Raw genomic sequence first — 19322 nt, forward strand, 5'->3', positions numbered from 1 at the left:
AGCCCCCCCTGGTACCCGCAACAGTTGTCGTCCCGGACATCATGGAGACGGCGGGCTCGGCATGATGCGAGGGGTGAAAAATGAAACGTGCGACACCACCATGCAACTCCATCGCCTTGCTGCTCAGGTCAAGCCCGCCCTGTGCGATGCGCCTTACCCTGACTACCGCCAACGCCGTTCCGCTGGATGATTTCGGCCCGCCATCCGTCAGCCTGTGGGCGGCGGCATCACCGGCCACCAGTCGGCTGTTCGCCCTGATCGGCGCGCAGTTCATCCTGCCGGTGATCCTGATGTACTCCTTCTGGAGCGATTACGTATTGGGCGCAAAAGGGAGAATGGGTGATGGCTTCCTCTAATAAATCAATTGCACGAGTCACGAAAACGCCGATCCCCCTTTATAAGCAGATCGCTCAGCTAAGCCTGATGTTTATCGCGTTGCTGATTATGCTGGCGTTGTCCGCTGTACTGGCGATGGAGTTGACCTTTGGAACGCTCTGACGAGTGCGGTAAAAAAAGCAAATCATCCTTCGATTCCAACAATTGCTAGCTGAGCGGCATGGAAGGACACACTGCAACCGACACTGGATTTCAGAACTCTTAAGGTTTGCTTAAGGACTTTAAATGTCCCCGGCGGACAGACTTTCCTGAACGATCAGGAGAGCCGCCATGAACCCGCAATCGGTGATTTCAAACCATCCATGCCCCCTTGTACGGCCGCTGGGTGCCCTGTCCGGCTGGCAGGAGCGCCGCGCCAAGGAGCTGATGCTGCGTGACATGGGCAGTTGCGTTCGCATCAGCGAGATTGCCGAACACTGCAACCTGTCCCGTAGCCATTTTTCCCGGGCGTTCAAAAAGGTTACCGGCCACTCGCCGCAAGGCTGGCTAGTGATAATGAAAATCGAAAAAGCCAAAAGCCTGCTGATCACCTCGATGCCGATCACCGATGTCGTCTATGAATGCGGTTTTGCAGACCACTCGCATTTCACCCGCACGTTCAGCCGCCTGGAAGGGATGACACCCAAGGCATGGCGCCGGGCCTTTGAGCATGTAGCGAGCCACCCTGGCCAGCCACCAGTGATTGATCGGGACATACCCGAATGGAGAATTCGCGATAGCCTGGTCGACGGCATGGGACAGTCCCGCGCGCAGGAACTGCACGCCTGAACTGATCGAGATCGACAACACGAACTCCTCCCCTTTGGCCGCTGATGCGGCCTTTTTTTATCCGGCGCTGGCCGGTGCCAGTGGCAGGTAGAAGCAAATCCGGGCGCCCTGCTCGCTATCCTCGACCACCAGCGTCCCGCCGTGCGCGCCGATCACCGACCTGCAGATGGCCAGGCCCATTCCCATGCCGCTGCCTTTGGTGGTGTAGAACGCATCGAAGATCTGCTCGCGCTGGTGTGCGTCAATTCCGGGCCCGTTGTCCTGGAAGCAGACCTGGACATGAGCGTCCTTTACCGCTGAGCCGATGATGATGCGTCCATTGGGCAACCCTGCTCCGGCGATGGCCTCCAGCGCATTGGTGATCAGGTTGAACACCACCTGCTGGATCTGTACCGCGTCGACCGACACCGGGCATTGCGCATCGAGCCGGGTTTCCAGGTTCACGTTGCGGTTCGCCAGGTCGGTGGCAGTCAGGCGTACGACCTCACCGATCAAGTGATCGATTTGCATCGGCAACCGTTGCAACGGCATCTGTTTGGCGAGTACGCGAAGCGCCTGGACAATATCGGCGGCGCGGGCGCTGTCCGAGCGAATGTCTTCCAGCCCCTGAATCGCCTCTTCCAGATCGGGCTGATCACGCTTGAGCCAGCGCAGGCTGGCCGAGGCATTGGACACGATGCCCAGTAGCGGTTGGCTGATTTCATGGGCAATCGAAGCAGAAAGCTCGCCCATGACCTTGAGGTGCGAGCTACGCGCCAGTTCCGCCCGGGAACTGCGCAAGTCCGCTTCCATCTGCGCGCGCAGCTGGTTGTCCTCGACCAGCTGTTCATACAACTTGGCGGTTTGCAGTGACACCGCGGCCTGAGAGGCGAGAATTTCCAGCATGGTCAGGCGCTGGGCGCTGAACAGCTTGGGGACCAGGCTGTTTTCCAGATACACCAGGCCAATCAACGTGCCTTGTTTGAGCAATGGCAGGCACAACACCGACCGCACCTGGCGCTGGCGCAGATCGGCGCTGTAGGCCTCGGGACAATCGGCCCGGGCATCGTCGAGCACCAGGGGCGTGCGCGTGCGCATCGTAGCGTTGAGCACCGAGGCCGGCGCCATCTGTTCGAGCGGTTGCCCGGCGTCCAGAGCGATCCGTACATTGCCGGCTTCGACCGAAGCCGTCGCCGCCAGTTGCAGTTCGGCGCCGCTGACGATCATCAGCACGCCATTGTCGGCACCGGCCTGAATCATCAAGTGATTCATCAGGGTTTCGACCAGTCGGTCGAGCAGAACTTCCTGCGACAGTGCACGCGCCGCTTCGATCCCCACTTCGAGATCGAGGCGGACCTGGGTCACAGGCCGGACCGGCTCGAACGACGGCTGCGCACTCAGAAACGGGTGCAAGGCTTCCAATTGACGTGCCTTGGCTTCGGCGCCCCACAGGTTGTAGCAGTCGCGCGCGACACGCAGATGGTGGGTGGCACCCGACACCAGCCCGTTGGGTAGGCAAATATCGGCCAATTGTTCATGGGCCAGCGCCTGCTCATGGATGAAACCGGCCGCCGCCGCAGCGATCTGCGACTGATCGAAACAACGGATGGCTACCAGTTCCTGACCGCGCAAACGGGCGATGACGCCCTCGATCAGCAGCAATTTGTTGCGGAAGGTTGTCGGGTTGAGTTCGACCCACGGCAGGAACCGCAGGCGTTGCCGCTCGAGCTTTTCCAGTTTTTCCGCCACCTCGCCCGGCGCTTGCGCACTGCCCAGCGCCAGGCTGTAGAACAGGTAGTAATCGGCGAGATTGATATGCGCCGGAATGGACCAGGCCAGCTCGGCGGCTTCTTCGAAACGTCGCAATGCGTAAGGGATATCGCCGAAATAAAACGCCGACATGCCTGAATACAGCCACGACCAGAACAGCGTCGGCTGCGACACACGGGTACGGTCGATGGGGCCGAAACGGTCATGTTCGATGCCATCCAGTTCGGCCAACGGCCGATGCAGGCGCCCGTCGCGCAGATCGGTGGCGAATGCCTGTTGCGCCAGCAGGATGCGCTCGATATCGATGTAATGAAATTGCCGCACCCACGCCAACCCATGCTCCAGTTCGTTCAACACCCCTTGCAAGGGTTCGCCCATGAACAGCAGGTCGGAGCCGATGTGGTTGCAGGCGTAACAGGACATGCCCAGGTCGCCGCCGGCCTGGCCGCACTCGAATGCGGCGAACGCCTTCTGTCGAGCGTACGCCATCGGTCGGGTCCACGGGCTGACCTGATCGAGCGCCACCAGCGTGCCTGTGCGCCCTGCTTCGTAGCCGTGCTTGTCGGTGAGTTCAAGCGCCACTTCGGCGAAAGCCTGCCCGTCCACATATTCGCCATAGCGTTCGGCAATCATCACGCCAAACCAGGCAAAACCGTAACCGCTGCTTGGCGTGGTGCCATGCAGCAGTGTGAGTTCGACCATTTTCGCCAAATGCAGAAAACGAATGTCGTCGTCGACGAAAAACGAAGAAATCAACGTACTGAGCAACTCCATGGCCGCTTCGACAGACGGGTCATCGGCCTTGGGCAAATGCACCAGATCGGCGATGCGGCGTGCGCCGACAAACTCACGAACCTGGGTAAATGCCAGGGTCAAATCGTTCTGTGAGGGCCTGCGCTGCAGGGGAATATCCAGCAGGGCCAGACCGTTCAACGCCTCGGTGATCGCCCCCTCGTAATCGGAGTGCAGCGTGCGCAAGGTGGCCCGTAACCGATAGGTCTTCGCGCGGTCGAGCACTGTGGTGGCCTGGGTCAGGCAATCGTCGAGGCGGCGCTGGGCGCCTTCCAGATCGGCCAGGAGCATGTCGCATTCGGCAGCCAGCCATTGGGTGGCAAACGTCTGGCTGTAGAGGCTCGACCAACCTGTCTGGCCGAGCAGACTCTCGGCCGTGCGAAGATAGCCCACGGCCTGCTCGACAGCAGCGGTGTCGCGGGCGCGTTCGGCGGCTTCGACCAACAGCTCGACGAACGCGGCGCGGCGATGCGCCTCCAGTTCATCGGCGTCAATGCGCTGGACCTGACTGGCGACTTCGAACACACGTTCATGGATCTGCTCGCCCCAATGATCAAGCATGGCGCCAGCGATACGCGCATGCTCGGCCGCCCGTCCCACTGGCGCCGCCAGCTGACAGGCCGCCTCAAGCACACGGTCATGGGGAAACACCAGTTGCTCGCGCTCACGCAACAGAAAACCTGCATCGACCAGGCTTTGCACATCATGGGTGATTCGTTGCGGCTCACACGGCAACAGCCGGTGCAGCAGTGATTCATCACAGCGCCCGCCGACATAACCGGCCGTGCGCAGCACTTCGCGCTCCATCGGTGACAGGCGTTCGAGTCGCAATACCATCAAGTCCGCGACGTTGTCGGCGTAGCGATAACCGTCCACCTCCTGTTGATTCCAGACCCAGCGGCGACCCGGCACGTCGAAGCGCACCAGACGCTCATCGATCAATGCGCGCAACACCTGGCTGACGAACAGAGGGTTGCCAGCCGTCTTGTAATGCACGACTTGCGCAAGCGCCTCAATCTCCTTGGGGTCGGCGTCCAGCTCCGCGGCGATCAGCTCCGCAACCGCGGGCACCGACAATGGCCCCAGCATGACGCTTGCGCAGGGCAACGATTGCTCGCGGCCCAGCACCTCCAGCACTCCCCCCTCGCGCTCGAGGGCCTGCGACTCGGCCTCGCGATACGCCAGGATCAGCACCAGATGCCGGGGCCGCCGGGCGACGAAGGCCTGTAAAAACGACAGCGTCGAATCGTCCGCCCATTGCACGTCATCCACGAATAGCACCAGGGGGCGTCCCGGCTGAGCGAAGACCTCCAATACATCGAGCAGGGTCCGGTTGGCGCGATCGAGCGCATGTCGGGCCGGCATGTTCGGTAGCTCAGGTGTGACCCCGATGACCAGCTCAGCCTCGGGCGCCAGCTCCACCAGAAGCCTGCCCCGCCCCTTAAGCCGTTCGACCAGTTGCTCGCCCAGCGTCTGCAACTCCAGAGCCGGCTTGCCCAGCAACTGGGTCATCAGCGACTTGAAGATTTCTGCCAAGGGTGCAAATGGAATTTCCTGCTGCAACAGATTGCTCTTGCCACTGGCCCAGAAGCCGGGCGCCAGGGGCCGGACACCCTGATGGATCAGCGTCGATTTGCCGGCGCCCGGCGCACCACCGACCAGCAGGACCCGGGCGATGCCATCGCTGCCCACCTGATGCATCAGCTCGACCAACTGCGTGCGTTCGGCCTCTCGACCGAACAGCACATCGCCGCGGGCCGAGGAAGGCAGCGCATCGAAAGCGCCCAGGCGGAACGCGTCGATACGCTCATGTTCCAGCCACTGCTGTTGGCACCAGGCCAGATCCACGGCCATTGATTCGGCACTCTGGTAGCGGGCACCCGATTCTTTCGCCAGGCCTTTGAGCAGCACTCGGCAGATGCCTTCCGGCAGATCGGTGACATGAATCGCCGGTGATTCCGGCTGGACAGCGGCATGCACGTGCAGCCATTGGGACGGGTCGCGGGCGGTGAGCGGCAGGCGGCCGGTCAGTGCCTGATAAAGAATCGCGGTCAGCGCGTAGACATCGCTGCGCGCATCAAAACTGGCGGCATCGCGTCGTACCTGCTCGGGGGCCAGATAAGGCCATTGCTCCAGGCCGGGCAGTTCAACGGCGGGCGCCTCCCCGGCATGGCTGTGAACACTCAGTAGTCTGACCGAGTCGGCCGCATCCACCACCAAGTGGTGGGGTAGCAGGCTGGCATGTCGCACACCCATCTTCCGGGCGCTCGCCAGCGCGTTGGCCGCGGCTACGGCGATGGCCAGCAAGCGTGCCAGTGGCAGCCCTGTGTCACTGATCAAATCAGCCAGCGGCACTCCAGACGCGGGATATATCAACAAAGGCCCCTCGGCCGAGCGGATGAACGCGACAGGGGCAATCGCCCAGGCCGGATCCAGGCGCAGGTGAAAATCGCGCTCCAGCCCCTGACATAGGGCAGGCCGCTGAATCGGCGCCCGGGCGGCGAGCCAGCGTGTGCCCGATGCCCGATCCTGGAGCGTGAACCAGGTCAGGTCGTTTTCCCGGCGCAGTATGGTGAAGGTGCAACGCTCCAGCCAGGCTTCATCGTGTACGACATCAAGACTGTGGGAACCGGATGCTGAGAGAGGGCTGCTGGGCATGAACAATCACCGCTGAAGATTCGTTTCGGGCTGAGCCCGGGAGTATACGCAAGGCTCTGGCCCGAGGGCTGCGCTCAAGCAATCCTGTCCGTCATTGGCACCAGAATGGCCGTTGAGGGCCCCCGCGGCCTGTGGTTTTTGCGCTCTGAAATCGCCGCGTGTTATCCCTCGGGATAATTGCATTATGCAAGGCCGTCCCCTAGGGTGCGTTCTCAGTCAGTTTTCCCATCAACGCAGAGCAGAGGAACGTATGATCCGACTCGGCCAAGCCACTATTTCCCTGGAACGGCGCGAAGCCTTTCTTGATGGACGGCCGCTGCGTGTCGGAGGCCGGGCATTCGAAATCCTCTCGGTGCTGATGCAGGCCGATGGCCGAATCGTCAGCAAAGATGAATTGATCACACAGGTCTGGCCTGACACCGTCGTCGAGGAAAACAATCTGCAGGTGCAGATTTCCTCGCTGCGCAAGTTGCTCGGAGAAAAAGAGCTCATCCAGACGGTCCCGCGCCGAGGTTACCGATTATTGAAAGAACGTGAACCGCCCCTGCCCCTGTTCCACCCTGCGGCCCCGGGCCCCTTGGCGTCCGATGATCAGCAGAGGATCGATCCTGACAGCGTGCCGGTGTTCATCGTGGACGATGACGCCTGCGTGCGCACAGCGCTAAGCCGACTGCTGCGGGCCGAAGGCATCGTGCACCGGATATTCGCCTCGGCCGAAGAATTGCTCAGCGCTGACCTCGATATCGGCCCCGCCTGCTTGTTGCTGGACGTCAGCCTGCCCGAGGCGACAGGCCTGGAACTGCAATCCACACTCGGGCGGCGCGGCCTTCCGTGGCCGGTTATTTTCATGACCGGTTTCGGCACCATCCCGATGTCGGTGCAGGCCATGAAAGCGGGAGCGGTCGAGTTCCTGACCAAGCCTTTCAATGACGACCAGTTGCTGGACATCCTGCGCACCACCCGTCAGCGCGCAGCGACGACGTTCGAGCAATGGCAACGCACTCAGAGTGCCCGTCAAAGGGCTGCCCTGTTGACCCCCCGTGAACACGAAGTGCTGCCGCTGATCGTCGCGGGTCTGTCCAACAAGCACATCGCCAACCGGTTGGGCACCAGTGAAGTCACCGCCAAGGTCCACCGCAAACACATCATGCAGAAGATGCAGACGCGCTCGCTGGTCAGTCTGGTCAGCCTGTATGGCTTGCTCAGCGCCGAGCCGGCGTTTGGCCCGCAGGGTTCTTCATGACGATCGACACTGGCTGCACCGCCCCCGGATCATCCGGCGGCGTCATGATCATCGTCTGCATCGTGGACGACGATGCGTCCGTGCGCAAAAGCCTGGCCAACCTGCTTCGGTCGGCCGGATACCGCGCCCGGGTATTCGCCTCGGGCGAGGAATTCCTGGCCCTCGAAAACTTCAATGACATCGCCTGCCTGTTGCTGGATTTGAAAATGAACGGCCTGTCAGGGATAGACGTCATGCACGCACTGACGCTCAAGGACAGAAAATTCCCGGTGATTTGCATGTCGGCACATTGGGATGAAGCGACACTGGCCGAATCCGGTCGCTATAAACCCATCGAATGCCTGCGCAAGCCCTTCAGCGGCGATGCTTTGCTGAGCGCTATCGAGTTTGCACTTCAAAGTGAGTGTTGAAGGTTTTCCTGATAGCCGATGTGGCGTCTGACCAAGGCAGACGGAGTGATCATGTCCCAGGCTGGCAAGTTTGGCGGCGGGAGCTTTTCTCGACAGACTGCTATCGGCTGATTCTGTTGAAAAAGTCGCTCTGCCCAAACGGCCTGATCGTTGACTGACTTCCTCAGGGCGTCAAGCAGCCAGTCGGAAATGTCCACGAAACCATGTGCGATTCACTCTGGGGCACACAGGCATTCAGCTTCCCTCCGCCCTCGGTTCCCGACTGGGAGCGCGACGCCTACAAAGTTGCCATTATCATTTGTCGTCCATCTTTGTTGACGATTGTGGCCGGCGCTCAGTGCTCTCTTCGGCGTTGGGCGCTTCTGGAAAACTCCCTGGCGTGAACACATGGGTCTGCAAGTCGCTGGCATCGACTTCGGCGACACCATGAACCGAACGGGCCAGACCAATGGCCTGTTCACACTGTCTATGAGTGTTGACGCGGCCGCTTAACTCCACTTTGCCCGCATGGGTTTTGACATTGATATGCAGGCTAAGGGTCGGATCGGAAAATGCCAGGGCCGACTTCACCTTGGCGGTAATCCATGCATCGTGAACGGCCATTTCCAGACCATGAGTGTAATGCTGGAAGGAGTGAATTTTCATGGCTGAACCCTCTCTCGCGTAATCAGACGTACTGTCCCATCTCATTTGCTGTGCCGCCCTCTGCCTGTCGGGTGAGCGCTATGGATACCTGATTCGTTTTGGAGCGCTCGCCACGCAAACATTGGCAGAAATTAATTATAGTACGGCCGTTGCCTGCGGTCAGAGCGCTGTCCCCGTGAACGTCCGCCTTGGTCGCTCCGTGCCAGGCGCAACACCTACAGAGCACTCCAAACAGTCCTTATCGCGATCAGCCCTGAGCACCCCATAGCTGCCGATCTCGACCGACAGAATCGGTCGATAGCTACCGGTGAGCGTGGAAGTTCGGTTGAGCCATTCCCCGCCCGGCGTATTACCTGTTCCGGGTTGTGCGCCCTAGGGTACTAGCGATGGTTGCGATAGCGTTCGGTCAAGGACTGCACGAGGGTGACGTAGGATTGCGTCTCGGCGTAGGGAGGCACCCCGTTGTACTCGACCACGGACGCTTCGCCAGCGTTGTAACCTGCCAACGCCAGCACCTGGTTCCCGTTGAAGCGCTTGAGTAGCCAGGCCAGGTAGCGCACGCCACCACGAATGTTCTGTCGTGCGTCGAACGGATCGTCCACGGCGAAGCGCTCGGCGGTGGCGGGCATCAACTGCATCAGCCCCTGGGCGCCGGCTTCGGAAATGGCGTTGGGGCGAAACGCCGATTCGGCATGTATCACTGCGCGGACCAGCGCCCTGTCGACACCATAATGACCCGAAGCGGCTTCGATCTCCCGCCGATAGGAATGGGTGTCCAGGCGCAGTGAGGCGACCTTGAAATCCTTCGTCGCCATGCACAGATAGCAGCCCCTGATGTAATAGAGCTCAAGGACATCGACCCGTGCGGAGATCCCGACAGGGCGCCGGCTCACATATTGACGTTTACCCTTGTGGATGAAGGTGAACACCCGAATCCGCACCGCGCCTGGGTCTTCGTCCCGCACAACCCGTGGCAGGGCCATTGTCTTGGCGCCTCTACCTGCGCCCGCCATGCCATTCAGGCGAGTGCAGCGGGCGCTGGCGATAACCTGGCTGGTGTAGCTGATGGCTCCGTCCCTGGCTTGGCACTTGAACATGGCGCTGGCGCTGGCGCACAGTGGAGCGACCAGCAAGGCCAGCTCGATGCAGCCAAGAAGGCTCTTGCGAGCCCATCGCCATGCTCTGGAACTCATCACATCACTTCGCTCCGCGCCGCAGGCGCCGATCAGGTCTGGGGCGCCTGGCCCGGACGCTGCCTTTGGAGGGCCTGGTCTGGGTGACCCGCCTTTTGCTCTGATAGTTATACCCCTTGTAACCGGCCTTGGAACTTGCGTTGACGTACGGGCTGCCGGCGTTCCCAGGCGAGGCACAGGCCTGATTGCTCGCACGACGCGTCGTCCCGGCTTGCCAGGGCCGGGCGCAAGTCCGATCCGCGGGTGACGGACCCGGAGCCGGGGCGGGACAGGCCCAGGTACGCGACGGCAAAGTTGTCATCGTAATCCGCCCGGGCCGAACTCATCCGGGAATGAAATACACCTTGCGCACCAGCGTGATGTTTTCCCAGGTTCCCTTGAACCCCGCCGCCACCACGAACGAATCCCCCCGGCCCGAAGGTCTTCGCCACGCCGTCCGCATCGGTCAGGCGTACGGTGCCTTCGAGGATGTGGCACATCTCGTCGTAGTCGCACTCGCAACTCGGTCCAGGCACCGACCGAAACACGGCTGCTTCCTGCGAAGACCCAGCGGTTCCTCGAGTTCGTACGCAACCATCTCAACAGTGCTTAATGCCTAACGACTGGATAGAGGGCATCCCGACGCAAACGAATGTCTCCTTCTGGCCGATTGTCGCCTGTTGCGATGGGCTGAAATCGACCCAGGCTGCCGGTCAGCAATGGCTAAAATTGACCGATTGCCGCCCCTCGCCAAGGGCAGCAATCTACCACTTGCCGCCACTCATCGATGGTAACGAACCACTCCCCCTCATCTTCGTCACACCACTGCTGCTTCAATCGTTCTGGAACGCCAGGCATAAGCCAACACCATCAGCAACCCCAGAGCAGCCATCGCCGCTCCGGCCAGGGAAATCGCCGGATAACCCAGACCAGCGTTGATCACCGCTCCGCCCAGCGCTGCGCCAATCGCGTTGCCAAAATTGAAGGCGCCAATGTTCACCGCAGAGGCAAGATTGGGCGCGTCCTTCGCTGCTTCCATGACGCGCATCTGTAGCGGCGGCACCAGGGCGAAACTGGCGATACCCCATATCAGGATGGCCAGAGCAGCCGGCACCGTCCAACGCATCAGCAGGGTGAACGCCAGCAAGACGAGAATCAGAACGCTTAGCGAGACGATCAAGGTGCGATCTATCGAGCGGTCGGCGGCCTTGCCGCCCCACATATTGCCCAGCGTCAACCCCACACCAAAAAGCACCAGCATGGCGGTGATGTAGGCGGTGGAACTATTGGTCTCGCTGCTGAGGATCGGCGCGATGTAGGTGAAGACGGTAAACATTGCGCTCGATCCGACTACGGTCAGGGCCAACGCGCCCAGCACCGGACCACGCCCCAGTACCCGAATTTCGGCCATTACACCGACGCTTTGCGGCGTCTTCAGGTTAGGCAGGGCGAACCACAACGCGGCCATGGTCACCACGCCGAGGCCGGTAATTCCCCAGAAAGCGGTGCGCCAACCGAACAGTTCACCAAACCAGGCGGCCAGCGGCACACCGCCGATGGTCGCCAGGGTCAGGCCCATGAACATCGCCGCAACCGCCCCGGCACGTTTCTCCGGGGCGACCACGCTGGCGGCGACGATGGAGCCAACGCCAAAAAATGCACCATGGTTCAGTGAGGTCACCACCCTGGCGACCATGAGGCTGTAGTAATCGGTGGCCAGGGCTGACATCAGATTACCCAGGGTGAAAATCGCCATGAGCCCGATCAGCAGATAGCGCCGGGGAATCCTGCCGGTGGTCAGGGTCATCAGCGGTGCGCCGAGCAATACGCCCAGCGCATAAGCACTGACCAGCAAACCGGCGGCGGGAATGGAAACGCCCAGATCCGCAGCGATACCCGGCAACATGCCCATGGGGGCGAATTCTGTTACGCCGATGCCAAAGGCACCGATGGCGAGCGCGACAAGTGGTGGATTGATACGCATGGAAGGCTCCTTATCTATGCCGCTAATGCTACGATCCAGTCTTTTCAGGCGGTAGATAGCATTTTTGGCAATCACCTTTGCGCAGGAGGCACAAGTGGATTTCAACGGCAGGTCAGGTGAAATGAGCGTGTTCACCACTGTGGCGCAGGAAGGCAGCCTGTCGGCCGCCGCGCGTGCACTGGGCCTGACACCCTCGGCAGTCAGTCGGATCATCGCGCGTACCGAGCAACGTCTTGGCACCCGCCTGCTGTTGCGCACCACCCGAGCGATCACCTTCACTGCCGAGGGCGAAGCGTTCCTGCGCGGCGCCCGGCGTATCCTGGCCGACATGGACGAGGTCGAAGAAGCTATCGCCGACCAGGGCGTACCCAGGGGCCGATTGCGGGTCAGCGCCGCCCTTGGCCATGGGCGGCTGGCCATCGTTCCCTTGGTGGCAGCATTCAGCGCCCGTTACCCGAACATCGTCGTCGACCTCACCCTCGGCGACGAAGTGGTCGACATTCTCGGCGGCCAGGCCGACGTCGCGGTACGCTTTGGCCATCTGCCCGACAGCCCGCTGACCGCGCGCAGGATCGGCGACACCGGCCAGGTAGTGGTGGCATCGCCCAAGTATCTGCAGCGCCACGGCATCCCCCAGGAACCGGAAGACTTGCTACGGCACAACTGCCTACGCTTCAACTTCCGGCGTGCCGAACCCAACTGGCCGTTCATCCGCGACGGAAGAGAGTTTTCCCTGAAGGTCAGTGGCAACATCGAATGCAGCAGTGGTGAAGCGCTGGCACAACTCGCGCGAGTAGGTGCCGGCATTGCGCGTATCGGCGAGTTCAGCGTGAGCGAGGATCTGCAGCGCGGCGACCTGATTCCGCTGTTGGAAGCCTGGAACCCCGGGGACCAGGAACCGATTCATGCGGTGTTCGTCGGCGGGGCGGCAATGCCGGCGCGGGTGCGATTGTTCGTGGACTTCTTGCTGGAACATCACCGGATGTAAGCGGAGGCGTAAGCTGATATTTCCGGGTACTCGTGATGTTGAAGTGACCAAAACATTTTTGGGTGCACTATCAATAGGTGGTTTGCCTTACTGGAACAATCGTGAGCTCTGGCATTGATGGGTCGTCCGCACGTCTTAAATGGCCGTCGTTGAGTCCCATCCGCATGAAATGACTTTCATCCCGGGCATGCTCACTTGCAAGACCGGCGCGCCACAGTTAAGGTCATGCGTCATGACTACGCCATGCATCGAATCGACCACAACCTTCACGACCGCCACAGGCGGGTCGTGGGAGGTTGTGTGAGTTAAAACAACGCATAACCCCAAAGACCCGCCAGTAATGGACCGGGTCTTTTTTTTTGCCCCGGTTTTATTGGCACAAACGTAAGGAAACGCACATGTATGCACTTCTGATTCTCGACATGCAGGTAGGGCTTGTTCACGGCCCGGATAGACCTTGGGGCAGTGAAGCGCTTCTCGATACATTGAATAGGCTGATGAGAAGTGCACGGGAGACTGGCGCCCCCATCTTTCTCGCCCGCCACATAGGTCCGGCCGGGTCTCCTATCGAGCCGGGTAGTCCGCTCACCGAGCTTGTCCAGGAGTTGCAGCTAAGGGGTGACGAAGTGATTTTTGAGAAAAAACGTCCCAACGCCTTTGCTCAGACTGAGCTGGCCGGTCAGCTACGCGAACGCGGCTGTGAAGGCATCGTCGTTACAGGAATGAAAACTCAATACTGCGTAGATAGTACTTGCCGTGCTGCCCGCGATTGCGGCTTCGATGCTGTGCTCATCGCCGACGGACATACCTGCTCTGATACTCCAACGCTCAAAGCAGAGGCCATCGTTGCCCACCACAATGCAACCTTGGCGGGGCCATTCTGCCGAGTCGTTCAGGCTGAGGAATGGAGTTTCTAAGAAACTCCCCTGATCGACCCCGGCCAGGGTCGATCAGTCCGCTTGGCGCTGATGGGTTTCTTCTCCACTGGCCACTATCGGCCAGCCCGTGAATCACAGCGTGAGTCAGTGTCCGCTATGGGTTGCAGCCCTTCGAGACAGGCAGCAATCGGTCGAGGCTGTGTAAAACCGTTTTAGAGCAGGTTTGACGGTCAGAACCAGAACGAAAATCGCGTTCCTACGCAAATTTCAGGTCTGCTGACTAGCCAATGCTGGCAGATTTTACGTAGCAACGCAGACTTCCAAACGGTGTCTGCGTTTTTACACACTCTGGGCCAATAGCAGCCCTTGATGATTGGCTGCTATTGGCAAAAAGGCAGCACAAGCCGACACCGACCTACGGCGAGTGTCAGCAATGGGCCGCAAGATTTACTTCGTGACCACCAGCGCCGGTGGCTGCCAGCTGCCGTCGCCAGCGGGAAGAATCGAAGGCGGTGCGGTCTTCGGCCAGTAGAGGCGCATTACCAGAAAGACCGTGTCGTCAGGCGCGGGCAACCAGTTTGCCTCCTTAGCCTTGCCGGGGGAGTCTTTCTGGATGTACAGCGTCAGTGAACCATCCGTGTTTTTCTTCATCGCCGACAGCATCGGCGAATTGATCAGGTAACGGTTGAGCGGATTCTTGACCAGCAGCTGGCTCTTGCCGTCGTACATGGTCACCGACCAGAAGGCATTGACTGGCGGCAGTTTGCCGGCCGGGAAAGTCAGCGTGTACTTTCGCTTGCTGGTATCCAGCGTCTGGCCGGTGCCGTCGGTGCGCGTGTTGGGATACATCGCCTCGACGGCGTCGTTGCCGTAGAGGCCGCCTTTCGCGGCACCAGCACGCTTCAGCCAGTCGGCCTTGTAGAACGTTTGGTCGCCGAAGTACGCGCCTACGCTCCAGCCGTTGATTATCTTCGTCCCGCTCGCGAGGAACTTGTCGACCTTCTCGTCACCGGCCTTCATCCCGAGCAGGACCACGGCCTTGTGCTCGAGCGAGAGGTCCTTGAATTCGAAGGTGCGACCGGGTCCCACCCCAATGCTCGCCAGCTTGGCCCGGATCTCCTGGTCGTCAGCCGATGGCGGCACATACTCCATCGCGGCCGACAGGTACTCGAAGAAGTTGGCCTTGATGCCTTCCGTCGTAGCCGGCACGAAATCAATCTTCGGCGCAGTGGGCGGCGCGGGTTGATGGAGGAAGGCGGACAGCGGCTGGACCTTGTAGCCCGCTTGCACCTTCTCGACATTCGGCATGTCCTTGGCATTGTAGAGCTGAGTCCGAATGGCGCTCACGGCGAAGGGAGTGGTCGAGGTGAAGACTTTCTTGATACCGGGAGGGGGCGCGCCTTTCCAATCGGGACCGACCACCATGTAGTGGCCTGGCTCGTTGCCGGTGGCACGGCTGCCGATGTAACCGTAGTTGTAAGTGTTGCCGTCGATCATCTGCACCGAGTAGTAACGCCGCTTGTCCACTGCCGGCACCGAGATCACCATCGGCTCCGCGCGCAGGTCCAGCCAGACAAACGAGTACGGGGTGTCGCTGTTCGGAGTGATGATGGCCGTGTCTTGGTAGGTGAAGACACGAGGCTCGTTCTTGATCTGGTTAAACGGCGCCTTGAATTGCGGTCCGCCCTTGTCCACAGCATATTCGTTCATCACGGCGTAGTTCATGACCAGCGGCAAACCGTAAATAAAGCCTTCCTCGGCGATCGCCTTGGTCTGCTCGAGACTCGGCGCGGGTACGCCCTTGGTCACATCCGTCTTGTCTGCCTGCGTGATCGGATCGTTCTTGCTCGCACACCCCGCAAAAAGCGTTGAGCCCACTACGACGAGTGCCGCAGCCATTGTCCAGCCCCGGTTAGACTTCCTGTTCATTTCCACCTCGTTAGTTTTGAGCAAGCTGGCACCGTGATCGTTCATGGCCACGGTGAAATAATTTGAATGCTTGTAACCCTCCCGACTTTTTCAGTAGTGCCAGGTCATGTGGGCGGTCAGGGCTTCAATCCAGGTGTTGTCGAACTCGCCTGATACACGATTGCCAGACAAGGTTTTGCTGATCGACTGGTGTGCCCCCACCCAGACCGCGGCTCACTGAAATTCAGGTCTATTTACTTAGCGACTGCGAAGCGTCCACTCACACGCTCAGGGAGTGTAGATCACACATCCCCTTGCGCAGCTGAGAAGCTCAGATTCAGTTCCGTAATATTTACGCGCCGCCGTTACGGACCATTTGGCTTCGAGAACAGCCAATCGTGATCAGCAGCCAAAAGCAGACAGTCCGAGATTAACTCTTGAGGTCCGCCAAAGACCGCTATGGATCGACTGCTGACCTTCGTGATAGGCAGAAAGCAGCCAGATGCGGCCATTTGCACCGGCTTTACCGTGCCGTCTAGCAGATTACTTTTCCCTCTCCAAACCAGACTGTTGCGGCCAAATCCATCCGCACTGTATCTGCTCCTGCCTATCTACTACTGGTTAGCATGACTCCTCACTCACGGACTTATGCCCTATGCCGGATACCACTGACCTTTATCTGTTCATTGTTGCCGCCTTGCTGTTGTTGATCGTTCCTGGCCCTAACATGGCCATCGTCATCAGCCATGCTGTAGCTCATGGATGGCGCGCCGGCCTCGCCGCTGCGCTAGGAATAACCCTGGCTGACGTGCTGATGACCATCATGGTTAGCGCAGGCCTCGGTGTGTTAGTGATGAGTTGGGCGCCGGCGTTTGACTTGCTGCGCTGGGCCGGCGCTGGTTATCTGATGTGGCTGGCGTGGCAGGCATTGAAGACTCCTTCTACGGATACTCAGTCTCAAGCTACACAGGCCTCGATGAGAAAGATCTTTGCCCAAGCCACGCTCAACAGCTTGTTAAACCCCAAGGCGCTGTTGTTTTTCATGGTGTTTCTGCCGCAGTTCGTCACCGTAGGTACCGGTAGTGTCACCTCGCAATTGATGTTCTTGGGGTTATTGCTTGCACTTATCGCATTGATCTTTCATGCCCTACTCGGATTTTGTGCCGGACAGCTGCATATGCGCCTTCGCGAGGGCATGATCTCCAAACGCCTGGGAGCCTATAGCTTCGCTGCGGTTATGACAGCGCTGGCGGCACGTTTGCTTCTACTTAATCGACCACTTTAAAAGGAGCGAGACATATCGGCTTAACGCAATTGCCGGGGTGTTGCGTTAAGCATTTTTTTCATCAATCGCCGCAAAGACGTGGCATCCCGGTATCCGACGCGTTCGGCAATGGTATCGACCGAGTATTTACTGTTTACCAGCAGCTCCCGGGCTTTATTGGCCTGGACACGCTGGATCAGCCGCAACGGGCTGTAGCCGGTAGCCTTGTGTATGTGTCGAGACAACGTTCGCTCTGACAAGCCAAAGTCGAATGCGAGTGTACTGACGTTGATGGTCGCCGGTAGTGAGGCTTCGATATGAGCCGTCAGCTTTGCGATCAATTCATTTCCCTGAGCCATCATTGCCGGAACCATGAAGGGCGATTGCAGCTGTCGGCCGTCTATCAGTAGCGTTCGTGCAACGGCATTTGCCAATGCCGGGGAGAAATGGCTGCGTAGAAGTTGCAGCATCAGATCGCTGTGACCTAACGCTGCGCCTGCGGTAAGCAACGGGGGATCGGAGATCACCATGCGGTCGGCATCTACCTGGCACTCCGACGCCCACTGCTGGAGCAAGGGTGCCATCCACCAGGAAGTGGTAACACAACGCCCAGCGAGCACGTTCGCAGCCTGCAACACGAATACCGCAGAACATGATGCGGCTACGTTACCACCAGCCCGCATATGCGCCCGTAATGCCGGCACCAGCAAAGCAATGTCCGGCTGTTGCAACCGTTGCTCAATCAAGGCGAYGTCCGCTATGCCGATGCCTGGGATGATCCAGCATGAGCGGTCATCAGGGCTGGTAACCAGGGGCTGAACCAAAATGTGCATGCCTTGGCCGAGGGGAACGCGATCCGTATTCACCCCACAGACTTGCCAACGTGGGACAGCAGTGCCCAATCGCTCGGCGAGGATGGCCGCCGTCGAAAGGATATCCAGGGTCAGTGCGACACTGGAGGCAAAGGCGCCAGGAAGTACCACAATTGTAAAATCATTCATTGGCTGATTATGCACGAAAGATGTCGATTCGGTCGCTAGTTGCAGCGACTCCGTGCTGGCTCAATAACGACTCCATTTCATTGAGCGTTAACCTGTATGCCAAATATCCTGATCAAAGTGCCTCAAGGTTCCTTTACTTGCGAACAACGGGTACTGCTTAGCGAAGCGATTACGAAAGTGGCCGTCGAGGTCGAGCAAATCGGCAGCGATCCACGTCAACGGAGCCTGTGCTGGACGCTCATTGAAGAAGTGGCTTCCGGTTCCTGGACATGTGGTGGCGTGGATGTCAGCGCTCAAGCCATTCCTTGCATCATCCAGGTCAAAGTCCCCAGCGGTGTACTGAGCGAGGCCATGCGAGGCGACTATGTACAGCGTTTGCATCAAGCGGTAAGCCGGTCGAAAGAAGCGAACGACCAAAGAATCGTCATGACGTCGATCATCCTTGATGAAGTCAACGACGGCTTATGGGGAGCCAACGGAGCAATCTGGTATTTGGCCGATTTCACTCAGGCGGCCGGGTACCGACATCTGCAGGGGCTGACGGGGAAGTAAGGCAGCACAGCCAAAAGCGGTCACTCGTGAATGCTCCAAGACGCGAATCTAATCAGTGGCGAGTAAACCGGTCGCCACTGAACGGAATGGCTACTCCGTAATTTCAACCTTATCCAACACCCGATTCACCGATACTTTCCGGTAAAGGGCTTCCCCCATGATGCGCCGTTTAATCTTCCTTGAAGCGCTTACTGGGTAGGTTCGTACAGAGTTTCACAGTCCCCGGCCTTCCTGTTACCGGAGTTACAAGCCCGACTCCCCTTACGCCGCCTGCCGCCGCATCGTCAGAATGGCAGCACCGAAACCGATGAATGTCGACCCCACCACCCGGCTAACCCAGCGGGACAGCGCAGGCCGGGTCAGCACACCCTTGGCCCGCGAGGCGAGCGCGGCATAGAGGCTCAGGGACGACACCGACAATGCCATGAAGATCGAGGTCAGGATCAGAAATTGCGGCAGCAATGCCGTGCTCTGATCGATGAACTGCGGAAACAGCGCGGTGAAGAACATCGTCGCCTTGGGGTTGGTCACCGCCGTCAGGAAGGCCGATTTGTACAGTTTGGAGCGAGTCGGCCGGCTTTTCTTCAAGTTATCCTGAATCCCGTCCGGGAGCATCGGGCCCTTTTTGAACAATTGTCTGATGCCCAGGTAGAACAAATAACCGGCACCGATGAATTTCACCGCATTGAACAACCATTCGGAACTGGCGAGCAGCGCCCCCAGCCCCAGCATGGCAGCGGACGACAGGCAGAACAGGCCACTGGCGTTGCCGAGCGATGACCATATGGCGCTGCGCTGCCCATGGGCCAGGCTATTGTTGATCGCCATCAAGGTCGCAGGCCCTGGGCTGGCGATAGCAATCGCGGCGACCAAGGTAAAAGTCAGAATCGAGTGAGAATCCATTTTCAAAGCTC

16 protein-coding genes and 1 pseudogene are annotated in these 19322 nt (G+C 59.6%); 9 read left to right on the forward strand and 8 right to left on the reverse strand.

Annotation, left to right across the window (positions count from 1 at the left end; all coding sequences use genetic code 11):
- Positions 1-197: 197 nt before the first annotated feature.
- The 3 genes and pseudogenes from AC1DRN_RS21885 to AC1DRN_RS21895 form a co-directional block, all read left to right on the forward strand.
- Positions 198-356 (forward strand): annotated as a pseudogene (locus AC1DRN_RS21885) (ubiquinol oxidase subunit II); the annotation flags it as partial.
- Entirely contained in the window at positions 343-498 is a 156-nt protein-coding gene (locus AC1DRN_RS21890; RefSeq protein WP_223458964.1) for a hypothetical protein, read from the forward strand. The pseudogene AC1DRN_RS21885 and the gene AC1DRN_RS21890, both read left to right, overlap by 14 nt.
- 168 nt (positions 499-666) lie before the next feature.
- On the forward strand, positions 667-1164 hold the full coding sequence (locus AC1DRN_RS21895; RefSeq protein WP_223458962.1) for a helix-turn-helix transcriptional regulator: 498 nt from the start codon (positions 667-669) through the stop codon (positions 1162-1164).
- A gap of 57 nt (positions 1165-1221) precedes the next feature.
- Here the strand turns inward: AC1DRN_RS21895 and AC1DRN_RS21900 are convergent, their stop codons facing one another.
- On the reverse strand, positions 1222-6276 hold the full coding sequence (locus tag AC1DRN_RS21900; protein ID WP_223459009.1) for a trifunctional serine/threonine-protein kinase/ATP-binding protein/sensor histidine kinase: 5055 nt from the start codon (positions 6274-6276) through the stop codon (positions 1222-1224).
- A gap of 337 nt (positions 6277-6613) precedes the next feature.
- Between AC1DRN_RS21900 and AC1DRN_RS21905 the strand changes: the two genes are divergently transcribed.
- Both AC1DRN_RS21905 and AC1DRN_RS21910 read left to right on the forward strand, forming a co-directional pair.
- A complete protein-coding gene (locus tag AC1DRN_RS21905; protein WP_223458960.1) occupies positions 6614-7606 on the forward strand; it encodes a response regulator in 993 nt (330 codons plus the stop codon).
- A gap of 44 nt (positions 7607-7650) precedes the next feature.
- Positions 7651-8016, forward strand: coding sequence for a response regulator transcription factor (locus AC1DRN_RS21910; RefSeq protein ID WP_223459007.1), 366 nt, complete (start codon positions 7651-7653; stop codon positions 8014-8016).
- A gap of 294 nt (positions 8017-8310) precedes the next feature.
- Here AC1DRN_RS21910 and AC1DRN_RS21915 read toward each other — a convergent pair whose 3' ends face one another.
- The 4 genes from AC1DRN_RS21915 to AC1DRN_RS21930 form a co-directional block, all read right to left on the reverse strand.
- Entirely contained in the window at positions 8311-8661 is a 351-nt protein-coding gene (locus AC1DRN_RS21915; protein WP_223458958.1) for a BON domain-containing protein, read from the reverse strand.
- Positions 8662-9041: 380 nt separating this feature from the next.
- On the reverse strand, positions 9042-9854 hold the full coding sequence (locus AC1DRN_RS21920; RefSeq protein WP_223458956.1) for a lytic transglycosylase domain-containing protein: 813 nt from the start codon (positions 9852-9854) through the stop codon (positions 9042-9044).
- Between the two features lie 107 nt (positions 9855-9961).
- Complete coding sequence (locus AC1DRN_RS21925; protein ID WP_263289668.1) at positions 9962-10333, reverse strand: hypothetical protein; 372 nt, start codon at positions 10331-10333, stop codon at positions 9962-9964.
- A 317-nt stretch (positions 10334-10650) separates the two neighbouring features.
- Positions 10651-11817, reverse strand: a complete 1167-nt coding sequence (locus tag AC1DRN_RS21930) for an MFS transporter (RefSeq protein WP_048392538.1) — start codon at positions 11815-11817, stop codon at positions 10651-10653.
- A 94-nt stretch (positions 11818-11911) separates the two neighbouring features.
- Between AC1DRN_RS21930 and AC1DRN_RS21935 the strand changes: the two genes are divergently transcribed.
- A complete protein-coding gene (locus AC1DRN_RS21935; protein ID WP_223458951.1) occupies positions 11912-12805 on the forward strand; it encodes a LysR family transcriptional regulator in 894 nt (297 codons plus the stop codon).
- Between the two features lie 398 nt (positions 12806-13203).
- On the forward strand, positions 13204-13722 hold the full coding sequence (locus AC1DRN_RS21940) for a cysteine hydrolase family protein (protein WP_150755275.1): 519 nt from the start codon (positions 13204-13206) through the stop codon (positions 13720-13722).
- 408 nt (positions 13723-14130) lie between these two features.
- Here AC1DRN_RS21940 and AC1DRN_RS21945 read toward each other — a convergent pair whose 3' ends face one another.
- The gene (locus AC1DRN_RS21945; RefSeq protein ID WP_223459004.1) at positions 14131-15582 is read right to left on the reverse strand and encodes a DUF1254 domain-containing protein; all 1452 of its coding nucleotides are present in this window, start codon (positions 15580-15582) and stop codon (positions 14131-14133) included.
- 664 nt (positions 15583-16246) lie between these two features.
- On the opposite strand from AC1DRN_RS21945, the gene AC1DRN_RS21950 reads away from it, so the two are divergent.
- On the forward strand, positions 16247-16876 hold the full coding sequence (locus tag AC1DRN_RS21950) for a LysE family translocator (RefSeq protein WP_223458949.1): 630 nt from the start codon (positions 16247-16249) through the stop codon (positions 16874-16876).
- Between the two features lie 20 nt (positions 16877-16896).
- On the opposite strand, the gene AC1DRN_RS21955 is transcribed toward AC1DRN_RS21950, so the two are convergent.
- Positions 16897-17856 (reverse strand): GlxA family transcriptional regulator, encoded by a 960-nt coding sequence (locus AC1DRN_RS21955; protein ID WP_477786796.1) that lies wholly within the window; start codon positions 17854-17856, stop codon positions 16897-16899.
- A 96-nt stretch (positions 17857-17952) separates the two neighbouring features.
- On the opposite strand from AC1DRN_RS21955, the gene AC1DRN_RS21960 reads away from it, so the two are divergent.
- Complete coding sequence (locus AC1DRN_RS21960) at positions 17953-18408, forward strand: tautomerase family protein (RefSeq protein WP_223458945.1); 456 nt, start codon at positions 17953-17955, stop codon at positions 18406-18408.
- 261 nt (positions 18409-18669) lie between these two features.
- On the opposite strand, the gene AC1DRN_RS21965 is transcribed toward AC1DRN_RS21960, so the two are convergent.
- A complete protein-coding gene (locus AC1DRN_RS21965; RefSeq protein ID WP_223458943.1) occupies positions 18670-19311 on the reverse strand; it encodes a LysE family translocator in 642 nt (213 codons plus the stop codon).
- Positions 19312-19322: the final 11 nt, after the last annotated feature.

The organism is Pseudomonas sp. P5_B3, from assembly GCF_056400405.1.